This window comes from Prosthecobacter fluviatilis (genome assembly GCF_042655725.1).
GTDB classification, from domain to species: Bacteria; Verrucomicrobiota; Verrucomicrobiia; order Verrucomicrobiales; family Verrucomicrobiaceae; genus Prosthecobacter; species Prosthecobacter fluviatilis.
Genome location: NZ_JBHSMQ010000006.1, coordinates 316,777 through 329,739 on the forward strand (window position 1 = coordinate 316,777; position 12,963 = coordinate 329,739).

At 61.9% G+C, this 12,963-nt stretch carries 7 protein-coding genes; 4 read left to right on the forward strand and 3 right to left on the reverse strand.

Going from position 1 to position 12,963, the window contains the following annotated elements:
* Positions 1–2 precede the first annotated feature (2 nt).
* A complete protein-coding gene (gene bamA, locus ACFQDI_RS17540; RefSeq protein ID WP_377169152.1) occupies positions 3–2,330 on the reverse strand; it encodes an outer membrane protein assembly factor BamA in 2,328 nt (775 codons plus the stop codon).
* A 270-nt stretch (positions 2,331–2,600) separates the two neighbouring features.
* Here bamA and ACFQDI_RS17545 point away from each other — a divergent pair, with 270 nt between their 5' ends.
* From ACFQDI_RS17545 to ACFQDI_RS17560, 4 genes are all read left to right on the forward strand, one after another.
* The gene (locus tag ACFQDI_RS17545; protein WP_377169154.1) at positions 2,601–3,482 is read left to right on the forward strand and encodes a DMT family transporter; all 882 of its coding nucleotides are present in this window, start codon (positions 2,601–2,603) and stop codon (positions 3,480–3,482) included.
* A 44-nt stretch (positions 3,483–3,526) separates the two neighbouring features.
* The gene (locus ACFQDI_RS17550; RefSeq protein ID WP_377169156.1) at positions 3,527–6,703 is read left to right on the forward strand and encodes a UvrD-helicase domain-containing protein; all 3,177 of its coding nucleotides are present in this window, start codon (positions 3,527–3,529) and stop codon (positions 6,701–6,703) included.
* 115 nt (positions 6,704–6,818) lie between these two features.
* On the forward strand, positions 6,819–7,385 hold the full coding sequence (locus tag ACFQDI_RS17555) for an RNA polymerase sigma factor (RefSeq protein ID WP_377169158.1): 567 nt from the start codon (positions 6,819–6,821) through the stop codon (positions 7,383–7,385).
* Entirely contained in the window at positions 7,382–8,299 is a 918-nt protein-coding gene (locus tag ACFQDI_RS17560; protein WP_377169160.1) for an anti-sigma factor, read from the forward strand. Before ACFQDI_RS17555 ends, ACFQDI_RS17560 begins: the two co-directional genes overlap by 4 nt.
* Before the next feature lie 91 nt (positions 8,300–8,390).
* On the opposite strand, the gene ACFQDI_RS17565 is transcribed toward ACFQDI_RS17560, so the two are convergent.
* On the reverse strand, positions 8,391–9,788 hold the full coding sequence (locus ACFQDI_RS17565) for an efflux transporter outer membrane subunit (RefSeq protein ID WP_377169162.1): 1,398 nt from the start codon (positions 9,786–9,788) through the stop codon (positions 8,391–8,393).
* Positions 9,775–12,957, reverse strand: a complete 3,183-nt coding sequence (locus ACFQDI_RS17570) for an efflux RND transporter permease subunit (protein ID WP_377169164.1) — start codon at positions 12,955–12,957, stop codon at positions 9,775–9,777. The genes ACFQDI_RS17565 and ACFQDI_RS17570 overlap by 14 nt, the downstream gene beginning before the upstream one ends.
* Positions 12,958–12,963: the final 6 nt, after the last annotated feature.

A 12,963-nucleotide genomic window follows, 5' to 3' on the forward strand; every position in this document is an offset into this window, starting at 1 on the left:
GGCTAGAATTTGTAGCCCATGTTGAACTGGAAGCGACCCGAGCCTGAGGTGGCGTCCTTGGAGATCGGAACGGCGTAATCAACGCGGATCGGACCCACAGGGAGGAAGAGGCGCAGGCCGATGCCGGCATCGGAGTAGATCGACCCATTGCCGGTGGTGGCGCCGCTGGCTCCGGAAATGGTGCCGACGTCGCCGAAGAACACCACGCGAGGCGATTTTTCAGTGTTGGCTGTGATGTGGACCGGAACGGAAAACTCGCTGGAAGCGTAAATGGAAGTCAGACCACCGATAGGCTCACCGGTTGCATCTTTGGGGCCTGCATGACGGTAGGTGAAACCTCTCAGGTTGTTGGCGCCACCGAGGAACTGGCGCTCAAAGATGGGCACCCGCTTGTTGTTCCAGCTGTTGACCACGCGGAACATTCCTTCAAAACTGAGGATGGTGTCTCCAGGCAGGTTGAAATACTGCTGACCGCCGATGTTGCCGCCGTAAACGGGGACGTCACCTCCAAGACCGGAAAGCAGGATGCCCGCTTCGATCTTGTGGCCACTGCGTGTGATGAAGACGCTGTCGCGGGTGTCATGCACGAAGTTCGTGTCGATCTTGCTCTGGATGTAGGACCCTGCTTCCTGGGCAATGAGGGCCGAGGCACCGCTGGCAATGCTGTCAATTCTGACCTGCTGAAGGGTGTAGGTACTTTCAATGTAGGAGTGTTCTCCGAGCCGCTTGCGCAAGCCTGATGAAACACCGACGTTGGTCTGGTTGAAGAAGTTGGAGAGGTAGTAGAGGTTATGATAGAACGCTTCGACCGTGAGGGCCAGTTCGCGTCCCAGGAACCACGGCTCCGTCCAGCTGATGGTGACGTCACGACGGAGCGCACCCGCACGGATGTTGGCGTTGAAGCGCTGGCCACCCCCGCGGAAGTCCTTCCAGTCACGAATGTCAAAGTTCGTCTGGGTCACCTGGATGAATCCCGTGATGCTGTCGATGGAGCTGAAACCTGCGCCGAAGTTCACCGTACCGGTGGACTGTTCCTGCACATTGATGTCCACGTCCTTGTAGCCGGGGGCGGTCGTGGGCGTGTTCCGCATGTCCACAGAGCTGAAGTAGTTCAGGTTCTGCAGGCGGTTCTTGCCCGCCTCGATTTTGACGGTGTTGAGCTCCTCTCCGGGGGCGAAGGGCAGTTCCCGGCGGATGACTTCATCCTTCGTGACCGAGTTGCCGGAGATGTTCACCTTGCTGATGTAGGACTTGGTGCCTTCCGTGATGTTGTAGGCCACGGCGACCTGTCCTGCGCCAGTTTCCAGGATGCTGGTCTCCACACGGGCGTCTGCATAGCCGCGTGAGCCATAGTAGTCCTGCACCATCTTTTCATCTGCCTTGATGAAGCTGCCGACATACGGAAATCCGGGCTCCGTTTTGATGCCCTGCATGAGCACTTCCGTGGTGAAAATGGTGTTGCCGGAGATCTTGACGCCGGAGACGTCATACTTGGCGCCTTCATTGATCACATACACCAGGTCCATCTGCTTGGATGAGACCGGTTCACGCCGCACTTCGGTGACCTTGGCGTAAACGTAGCCCTCGTCCTGGAAAGCCTGCTCGATCTTCTTGATGTCTTCCTGCAGGTCCTGGTTGCTGAGCTTGCCCTTTTTGCCCCAGAGGTTCCAGATGTGATGCTCCTGGGATTTGATCTTGCCACGCAGCACGCGGGACTTGATGGCCGTGTTGCCTTCAAAGCGGATGTCATGGATGATGCCGCGTGCGCCTTCGTCGATCTTGAAGGTCACCGTGGAGAAACCCTCGCGGGCGGAGGGGGTGATGTCATAGCTGGCGATCACGTCGGAGAAGCCCTTCTTCTCATACATCTCGACGATCTTCTGCTGTGCAGCCGAGAGCTTGATGTCATCCACCGGGTCACCCACCTTGACTGCGATGTCCTTGCGCAGCCTGCTGTTGTCGATGGCGGTGTTGCCGATGAAATTGATTTCTGCAATGCCACCGCGGCCGACGATTTCGACGATGACCTTGACGCCGCCCGGCACATCCACGGCGTTGATGTCCAGATTTTCCACCGCGCCGGTGCTGTAGAGGGCGCGGATGTCACGTTCCACCGCTTCATTGCTGAAGGGCTGTCCGACACGGGTGGAGAGCTGGCTGCGAATGCGGTTCTCGTCCAGCTTCACCGCGCCTTTGAGGACGATCTGGACATCCTGCACGATCTTTTTTGCCACCGGTGCCGAGGGGAGCACTGCTTGCGCCCGTGCCTGCTGTGTTGGGAACATCATCAAAGCGATGGCCGCTACAGAAAAAAGTGTCAGGCGAGACATGGAGGGAGTTCCGTAATTCATAGGCAGAGCAGATAAGACAAACAGGAGGATGACCGGGCGGCAGGACACGCCCAGACTGGAGCATGACAAGCCTGCATTACTGCTTCCGCACTGCCCCACGTCAAGGCGTAAGTTCTATGGGGGTTCCTGCCAATTTTTGCAGTCATGAGATGAAATGATGGCCAAAGAGGAGGTTTCGTCCTTGTATGAAGCCCTAAAAAGAGGCGCTTCAAACGTGTAGCGGCCAGAGCAACAGTTCCGTCACAAAGCATGTCCCGTTCCAATGTGCGCAATTACATCCAGCTGCATCTCGTGGTGCTGGCCTGGGGACTGACGGCGATTTTAGGCAAGCTCATCGTCCTGCCTCCTGTGGATGTCGTGTTTTGGCGCACGGCGCTCGCCGTGATTTGTTTTGCGGTGCTGACCCGATTTCGAAGGTGTTCATTTTGGGTGAGTTACCGCAGAGGTTTGGCCATGCTGGGTGTGGGGGTTATTCTGGGATTGCACTGGGTTTTGTTTTTCTGGTCTGCCCGGCTGGCCACGGCTTCAGTCTGCCTGGCGGCGATGCCTACGGCCATGCTGTGGTGCTCCCTGATCGAGCCCCTCATAGACGGCTCCAGGCGCTGGCGGCTGGCCGAGCTTCTGGTGGGTGCGGTCATGGTCGGGGCCGTCTGGTTTATCTATCAGGTGGAGTTCCGCCACTGGCTCGGCTTTTCCGTGGCGATTGCCGCTGCGGTGCTGGCCGCCTTTTTTGCCACCCTGAGCAAGCAGCAGGTGGCCCGGGACACCGACTGGAGCGTCATCGGCCTTTATCAGATGGGGGGTGCCTGCATCGCTGCATTGCTTTCACGCCCCTTCCTCGAAGGTGGTTTCATGCCGACAATGCCGGATGCCGCATCCGCGCTATGGCTCGGGGTGCTTGCCCTGGTGTGCACTGTGGCGGCCTATGCGGGCTTTATGGATGTGCTGCGCCGTGTCAGCGTCTTCACGGTCAACGTGGTTTACAACATGGAGCCTGTATACGGCATCCTGCTGGCGGCGCTGGTGTTTGGGCAGGCGGAGCATATGAGCGCCGGCTTTTACCTTGGAGCATCGGTGATTGTCGCCGTCGTGCTGGCGCTGCCTTGGATCCGGCGCTGGGTGGAGGCGTGAGAGTGCTGGACATGTGGTGGCGCGTGGGCTTGCATCCCGGGCACGTGAACCGCCTCCGCCACATCCTCGTCTCCGCCTCCGCCGGTTCCGGGAAAACCTACCAGCTGGTGCGGCGGCATCTGCATCTGCTCGTGCTCGGGCAGTCACCGCAGGGGATTGCGGCGATGACCTTCACGCGAAAGGCGGCAGGGGAGTTTTTCCAGCGCATCCTGCAGCGGCTCTCGGTGCTGTCACGCCACGGGGAGCTGCCAGAGCACTACTTTGCGGGGATGGCGCCCTTGCCGGAGGAGTGGCCGGAGTTTGTGCTGCTTTTGCGCAAGGTGACCCAGCAGCTCCACCGCCTGCGCCTGGGCACGATGGACAGTTTCTTTGCGGGCATCACCGCCTGTTTTCCTTTGGAACTGGGCCTCCCCCTAGGCGCCAGTGTGATGGCCGAAAATGAAGCCGCCCAAGCCCGGCAGGAGGCGCTGGATGCGCTTCTTGAGCGCATTCATTCCTCGCGGGATGAGCAGGCAGGACGCGCGCTGCTCGAGGGGTTCAAGCAGGCCACCTTTGGCATTGAGGAGCGCAGTGCAGCGGGCAGCCTGGAGGCGTGGATCAATGACCATCACAGCACCTGGCTGGACAGCGGAGATGGGGCCCCCTGGGGAAGGCTGCCGGGGGTGGGGCAGGCGCGTGCCGGCAGTCTCACGGCGGCCCTCGGCGAACTCAGGGACCGCTTCGTCCCGCGAACCGATGAGGGAGCGAGATTTTTTGACGAATTGGTGGCTGAAGCCTCGGCCTTGGAGCCGGGGGCGACGCTACCCACGCGGGTGAAGTATTTTTTGGACAAGACGACAGCGGTCTGGCAGGACCTCAAATCCGGCCGGGCCGAAATCGCCTGGGGGCGTGGCAAAAAATCTGAACTCAGCGGGGAGACCGCGCGTGCCTGGGTGAGAGTCGCCAGGGAGATTTTGGACCAGGAGCTGACCTGCCGTGTGCAGCGCACCCAGGGCATGGCGGCTCTGATGGCACTGTATGAGGCCGAATATGCACGGCGGGTGCGCGCGCGGGGCAGGCTGTCTTTTGCCGATGTCCAAAGGCTCCTGGCGGCGGCTGCGAACGATGGCTCGGAGTGGGCGGACGGTGAGAGCGGAGATCTGTGGTTCCGCCTGGACGGCCGCCATGACCACTGGCTGTTTGACGAGTTTCAAGACACGAGCCGCGTGCAGTGGAACGTGGTGCGGGGCTTGGTGGACGAGGTGATGCAGGATGAGTCCGGCAGGCGCAGTTTCTACGCTGTGGGGGACCCCAAGCAGTCCATCTACCTCTGGCGGCAGGCTGAGCCCGGGCTGTTTGATGATGTGCTGAAGGAGTGGCCGCACCAGGGCCAGGACGGGCTGGAGCCCCAGACGCTGAGCCAGTCCTTCCGCAGTGCCCCGGCGGTGCTGGATGCGGTGAATGCGGTCTTTGCCAGTGCGGCGGCGATCGAAGCGGTGCTTCCGGGCTGCACCGCCGGCTTTGCCTTTAAAAACCATGTGCCTGCCGAGCGAAATCAGCGGCTTGGCGGCTATGCAGCCCTGCTGAGCGTGCCCAGCGAGGATGGCAGGCGCAATCCATCCACGACGCCCACGGTGGCAGCCCTGCTCAATGAGATCCGTCCTCTGGAGCGCGGGCTGACGTGCGCGGTGCTGGTGCGCGGCAACAAGAGCGCCAGCGCCGTGGCCGAAGAACTGCGTGCGACGACGGGCATGGAGGTGGTGTGCGAATCGCAAATCCATCCCGCTACGGACAATGCGGTGACGCTTGCGCTGCTCTCGCTGCTGCAACTGGCGGCGCATCCGGGGGATGCGCTGGCATTGGAGCATCTGAGAATGACGCCCCTGTGGTCGCAGATCGAGCAGCCGGGGCAGGGCTGGCCGCTTGCCTGTCATCAGGTGAGGGAGTGTGTTTTTGAGCGTGGGTTTGTCGGCTTCACGGAGGCCTGGACCCGGCATGTGCGCACCCTGCTGCCGGAGATTGATGCCTTTCACGAGCTACGGCTGCGCCAGTTTGGTGAAATGGCCGCTGAATTTGATGCCGGCGGCTCGCGTGACATCGATGCGTTTCTGCAGCATGTGCGTGAAATGCCGGTGCAGGTGCGGGGGGCGGCGTGTGCTGTGCAGGTGATGACGGTGCACAAGGCCAAGGGACTGGAGTTTGATGTGGTCATCCTGCCAGATTTGAACGGAGATGCCATGGATCATGTGCGGCGGCGCTCGCTGATCGTGGACCGGGATGCGCAGGGCATCTCCTGGGTGCTGCAGGAGCCGCCGCGAATTTTTGCACCGTTGCACGAAGCTTTGAACCAGGAGCTGGAGACCTCGAAGCAGCGTTCGGGTTTTGAGTCGCTGTGCCGCCTGTATGTGGCGATGACACGGGCCAAACGCGGCCTGTATCTCGTGGCCGAGCCGCCGCCGAAGTCCAAGGAGCCCTCGATGAGGGAGGCGCAGTTTTTACGCCGCATGCTGGGCGTGGCGGGGGCTGGCGAGGCCTGCGGGGACTATGAGGTGGAATGGCAGACGGGGGATGCGCAATGGTATGCCGAGTCTCCTGGCGTGGCCCCCGCGGTGGCGGAGGTGCCTGTGGTTTCGCGTCCGCTCGGCGAGCTGCTGCGGGAATTTCAGCCGCTGGCCAAGCGCGTGACGCCTTCTGGTGAAGAAGCTTTTCAGGTGAAAGGCAGCATGCTCTTCAGCGCCGGGCGGGAGCCTGGCCGGAAGCTGGGCAATCTGGTGCATGAACTGCTGGCTCACGTCGAGTGGTGGGATGCCGAGACTGACAGCCTGCCGGTGCTGGAGTCACGCTGGCAGGCCTCCGGACTGCTGCGTGGTGAGGCGATTGAGGCGGCCGCGCTGTCCATGGTCCGTGGGGTGCTGCAGTCGGCGGCTGCGCGGGCGGCGTTTGTCAGGCCCTGTGAAGGCGCCGAGGCGTGGAGGGAGCGCCCTTTTGACCTCATTCACGAGGGGAGCTGGATCAGCGGCGTGTTTGACCGGGTCGTAGTCCAGCGTGATTCGGTGCGTCTGATCGACTTTAAAACGGATGAGGTGGCTGACGACGAGGCTTTGGCCGAAAAAGTGGCGGGGTACCGCCCGCAGATCATGCTTTACCGCCAGGCTCTGGTGCGGCTGACCGGGCTGAAGCTGGAGCAGGTAGAATCCGCCCTGCTCTTCACCCGAAGCTGCCGCCTGGTGGACATAAAGTGATTTTTTTTGAATCCAGGCCGCCTTTGATGACGCAAAAACTTGTGTGATCGCATTAGCTCTGGCATGGAATCCGCGCATCGAGGCTTTTTCGGCACGAACTGCGACCAAACCCCACATGAGCCAGCCAGAACTTAGCGATGAAGACCTGCTCCAGCGTGCTGGACGTGGGGATTCACGTGCATTTGACCAGCTCTATGACCGCATGGCTCCGCGGCTTTTTGGCCTTCTGCGCCAGATGCTGCACGATGAACGTGAAGCCGAAGATGTGCTGCAGGACGGGTTTGTGCTGCTGTGGGAGCGTGCCTCCACCTTTGATGCGGAGCGCAGCAAAGCCTTCACCTGGGCGGTGATGCTGTTCCGGCACAAAGCGATCGACCGCATGCGCATGCTGGGCCGGCGCAACCGCCTGGTGGACAGTGCGCTGCTGGAACAAACGACGCTGGGTGCACCCGCCCAAGCCGGGGCTGACGAGGATGTGCAGGCCCGTGAGCGTGGCGTGGTGGTGCACGCGGCCCTGAGCGAGCTGCCTACGGAGCAGCGCCAGCTGATCGAATTTGCCTTCCTGAAGGGGCTCACACACCATGTGATCGCCGAATCGCTGGGGCTCCCGCTCGGCACTGTGAAGACCAACATCCGCCGCGGGCTGATGCGCCTGCGCGATCTTTTGAAAGGAGGGGCATGATGGAACAGGAACGATTTGAAGAACTGGCTGCCATGAATGCTCTCGGCATGCTGGAGAATGACGAAAAGCGCTCTCTGGACGGTGCCGTGGCACGTGACAAGGAGCTGCGCGCGCTGGCCTGGGAGCTGGAGCAGGCAGCGGCGGACATGGGCACTCTGATCAAGCCGGTGGAGCCGCCTGCGGACATGAAGAAGCGCATCCGTGCCAAGATGCGTGCCACCGGGGTCAAGGGCGCCGGGCTTTCACCCGGTGTGATTGTGGGAGGCATCGGCTGGGCCATCGCCGCCAGCTTTGCCGTGACTTCTGTGTGGCTGTGGCAGGAGCGTTCTGGCCTGACCCAGCAGCTTGCAGCAGCCTCGCGCGCCATTGCGCCTGTGAACCAGACCGTCCCTGTCGTGGACGACGGCAAGACGCGTACGCTGGAAGAAGAGCTCAAAAAACGGCGCGATGAATTTGAGGCGCAGAAAAGGGCGCTGGCGCTGGAGATCGAATCTTTGAACAAGCGGGAGTCCGAAGCGAAGGGGCAGATCGCCCAGCTCACCGCTGAAGTGAAGACTTTGAAGGAGCAGGAGCAGCAGTCGCAGCTTCAGATCGCCACGCTGCAGAGCAAAGTGTGGGAATACCGCCGGAGCGAAATGCTTGTGGTCTGGGACCAAAAGCGCAGCCAGGGGGTGATCGTGCTCGAAAAGATGCCCAAAGTGGAGTCTGACAAAGATTACCAGCTGTGGGTGGTGGACCCCAGCAAGCCGGCTCCGGTCAGCGCCGGAGTGGTGAGCATCGATGCCAAAGGGTCAGCGAAAGTCAGCTTCAGGCCTGTGGAACCGGTGACTGGCGAGGCCAAGTTTGCTCTCAGTGTCGAGAAAAAAGGCGGCGTGCCCAAAAGCGAGGGGCAGCTCCTGATGGTCGGTCCGTGATGTGTCTGCTGGGCAAGCCGGGGGGGAATCTGCCGTCGAGGCACGCGTGTGAAAGCGTGCCCGCGTGCCGGGTTTTTGCCAGGCGGCGCAGCTAGCCGTTCCAGCCGCCGCCCATCGCCTTGTAGATCGTGACCCAAGCCGTGGCGACGCGGGTGCGACTGACGACGATGTCATTCTGAGCTCCCAGAGCCATACGCTCTGCGTCGAGAACCGTCAGGAAGTCGGCGATGCCATCCTGGTAGCGTTTGCGAGCAAGGGTGGCGGCTTCGCGTGCGGAGGCGGCGGAGGCTTCGAGGTGGTGCAGCCGGAGGCGCTCACGATCATACACGGTGAGTGCGTTCTCAGCCTCTTCGAGCGCGAGCAGGACGGTCTGCTCATAGCGTGCGAGCGCTGCGTCTGCCCGCTTTCCGGCGGCGGCGATCTGCTGCCTGACCCGGCCAAGATTGAAAGCCGCCCAGGTGATGCGCGGCCCGAAGCTGTAGCCGTCAGCGTTGGGCTGGTTGGTCATGTAGGACAGGGTGGAGGACTCAAAGCCAATGCGCCCGTTGAAGGTGACGCGGGGAAACAGATCTGCCACGGCGACTCCGATGCGTGCCGTTTCCGCCGCCAGAATGTTTTCGGCGGTGCGGATGTCCGGCCGTCTGCGCAGCAGATCGGCAGGCTTGACGATGCCGATGCGGCTGGGGACGGAGGGCTGTTTTTTGCTGACCTGAAGTTTTCCGCGCAGCTCCGAGGGGTTTTGACCACAGAGCACGGCGATGCGGTGAATCGATCTGGCGATGTTTTCCTGGTAGGTGGGAATCTGCGCCAGGGTGGCATTCCAGAGGGCATTGGCCCGTGCGACATCGAGCTGCGTACCGCGGCCTCCTTTGAGAGAGGCCTCCGCGATGTGGAGGGCGTCGCGCTGGTTGCTGGCGTTTTCATTGGCCACTCTCAACTGGGCCTGGGCGCCGCGGAGTTCCATGTAGTTGCTGGCGACTTCGGACTGGAGGGAGATGAGGAGGTCCTGCAGATTGGTGTCCATGGCGCCGGAGTTCGCCTTGGCGGCTTTGACGGAGTTGCGGATGCGGCCAAAGAAGTCGAGCTCCCAGTCTGCATCGAAGCCGGTGCGGTAGAGCTCGAAGTCGCGAGTGCGCAGGCCGGAGAAGGAAGTGGCACCGTTGCGGGTGTTTTCATAGGTGGAGCCCAGAGTGACGGTGGGGGCGTAGTTGAAGCGGGACTCGCGCCACAGGGCACGGGCCTCCAGCAGACGTGCGCGGGCGGCGGCGATGTCCTTGTTCTGCGTCTCGGCCTGGGCCACCAGTTCGTTCAAAGTGCTGTCATTGAGCTTGCGCCACCAGGCTGCGTCCACTTCGTGTGACTGCTGCTCCTGCGTGTTGCGGGAGGCATAGTCCGCGGGCATTTTGGGCTGCGGTTTGACAAACTTCGGCCCCACATTGCAGCTGGAAACCAGGCAGGCGACGAGGAGGAGCGGATTAGTGGGCTTCATGAATCACAGGGGCGGGGGCGGCTGACTGGAGGCGGTGTTCGCGGCGTTCCACGAAGGCGCGGATGATGACATAAAACACCGGGGTGAAAAGAAGGCCGAAGATGGTGACGCCGATCATGCCAAAGAACACCGCCGTGCCAAGAGCCTGACGCATTTCCGCGCCGGCGCCCGTGGCCAGCACGAGCGGGAGCACGCCGAGGATGAAGGCAAAGCTGGTCATGAGGATGGGACGAAGGCGGAGCCGGCAGGCCTCCACGGCCGCCTTCACGCGGTCCATGCCGGTGTCCTGCAGCTGCTTGGCGAATTCCACGATGAGGATGGCGTTTTTGGCCGCGAGGCCGACGAGCACCACCAGGCCGATCTGGGTGAAGATGTTGTTGTCCTGCGCACGGAGCCACACGCCGCCGATGGCGGAGAGAAGGCACATCGGGACGATGAGGATGATGGCCATGGGCAGGCTCCAGCTCTCATACTGTGCGGAGAGCACCAGGAAAACGAAGATGACGCAAAGGGGGAAGATGTAGATGAGGGTGTCTCCCGCCAGGATCTGCTGGTAGGTGAGGTCCGTCCACTCGATGGCAAACCCGACCGGCAGGTGTTCCTTGGCGAGGCGCTCGATTTTCTCGATCATCTGGCCGGAGCTGATGCCGGGAAGGGTGTTGCCGTTGATGTCTGCGGAGTAGTAAAGATTGTAGCGCTGCACGCGGTCAGCCCCGCCGGTTTTAACCACTTTCACCAGTGCTGCCAGCGGCACCATCTCGCCTGCCTGGTTGCGGATTTTGATGCGGCTCACATCGGCGGGGTCTTTGCGGTATTGGGCTTCTGCCTGAGCGGTGACCTGGTAGGTGCGGCCGAAAAGGTTGAAGTCGTTGACGTAAACGGAGCCGAGGTAGATCTGCAGCGCCTCATTGAGGTCGGCCAGGGAGACGCCCATGGTCTTGGCCTGTGCGCGGTTGATCTCCAGCTTGAACTGGGGCGTGCGGGCACGGAAGCCGGTGATGAGGGAGATCAGCCCCGGCTCCTGCTGGGCGGCGGCCAGCAGCTTCTGCGTGGCGGCCTCCAGTGCTGGCAGGCCGGCGTTGTTGAGGTCCTGGACCTGGATTTTGAAGCCACCGGCATTGCCCAGGCCACGGAGGGGTGGTGGTGGAAGAACCAGCACACGGCCTTCCTGGATGGTGGAGAATTTTTTGCGGATGACTGCCAGAAGGCCGTCTCCCTTCAGCTCGGGAGACTGGCGTTTGGAAAATTCGTCAAAGACAAGGAAGGCCGCGCCGACGTTGGGCTGGTTGGCCTGCAGGACGGAGGAGTAGCCGGAGATGGCGAAGGTGTGTGCCACTCCGGGGATTTCGCGTGCCATGGCATCCATGCGGCGCACAATGGTGTCGGTGCGTTCAAAGGACGCGGCGTCAGGCAGCTGCACCAGCACGATGGCGTAGCCCATGTCCTGGGAGGGGATGAAGCCTGCGGGGACGTCTTTGAAAAGCTTGCCGGCAAGGCCGATGAGCCCGCCGTAACCGATGAGCACCAGCACGGCCAGACGGATGAGTTTGCCGACGAGAGAGGCATAAAGGTCGGAGCCAAACTGGAACACGCGGTTGAAGGCGCTGAAGAACCAGCCCAGGAGGAAGTTCAGCATGCGGCTGAACCAGTCCTGCTTCACACCGTGCGGCTGCAGCAGCAGGGCGCAGAGGGCGGGGCTGAGCGTCAGGGAATTGAAGGCGGAAATCACGGTGGACACCGCGATGGTCAGCGCGAACTGACGGTAGAACTGGCCGGTGATGCCGCTGATGAAAGCCGTGGGAACGAACACCGCGCAGAGCACCAGGGCCACGGCGATGACAGCGCCGCTCACCTCATTCATCGCACGCACCGAGGCCTCACGCGGGCTCAGTCCGAGTGCGATGTTTCGCTCGACGTTTTCCACCACCACGATGGCGTCGTCCACCACGATGCCGATGGCGAGCACGAGCCCGAACAGCGAGAGGTTGTTCAGCGAGAAGCCCATCCACTGCATCACGGCGAGGGTGCCGATGAGGGAGACCGGAACGGCGAGCAGCGGGATGATGGAGGCGCGCCAGTTTTGCAGGAAGATGATGACGACGAACACCACGAGAAGCACCGCCTCCATGAGGGTGTGAAGCACGGACTCAATCGAGGCGCGCACAAACTTGGTGGTGTCGTAATTGATGACGTAATCGACTCCTGGAGGGAAGCGCTCCTTGAGCTGCTTGAGGCGCCTGTAGACGGCGTCGGCGGTTTCGATGGCATTGCTGCCGGGCAGCTGGAAAACGCGCAGCGAGACGGCGTTGTAGCCGTCCATGTAGGTGCGGCTGGAGTAGTCGCGGGAGCCGAGCTCAATGCGTGCCACGTTGGCCAGACGCACGACGTCGCCCTGTTCTCCGGTCTTGAGCACGATGTCGCCAAACTCCTCGGCCTTCTTCAGGCGGCCCGGAGCGGTGAGGGTGTATTGAAACTGCGAGTCCTTGGAGGCAGGCGGCTGGCCGAGCGAGCCTGCGGCCACCTGCACGTTTTGCTCACGGATGGCACGGACGACGTCACCCGCTGTGAGGCCAAGGCTGGCCACTTTTTCAGGGTCGAGCCAGATGCGCATGGAGTAGTCCAGACCTCCGAGGGAGGAGGCCTCGGCGACGCCCGGAATGCGGGCGATCTCGTTTTGCACCTGGAGTGTGACGTAGTTGCTGAGATACGAGACTTCACGCGAACCGTCGGGGCTGTAGAACTGCGCGGCCAGTGTGAGGTCAGGCGAGCGCTTGTTGACGTTCACCCCCAGACGGCGGACCTCTTCAGGCAGGCGTGAGACGGCGGCGTTCACACGGTTTTGCACCAGCACCTGGGCCTCATTCAAATCCGAACCGAGGCGGAAAGTCACGGTGATCTGCACCTTGCCATCGCTGGTGGATGATGAGGAGAGGTAGAGCATGTTTTCCACGCCGTTGATCTCCTGCTCCAGCGGTGTGGAGACGGTTTCCGCCAGCGTGCGCGCATCTGCGCCAGGATAGGTGGCCGAGACCACGACGGTGGGCGGGATGACCTCGGGATACTGCGCGATGGGCAGCGCCAGGTAGGCCAGCACGCCCAGCAGGGTGATGACGATGCTCAGCACGGCCGCAAAGATGGGCCGGTCCACAAAGAAGCGGGCGAAATTCATGTCGAT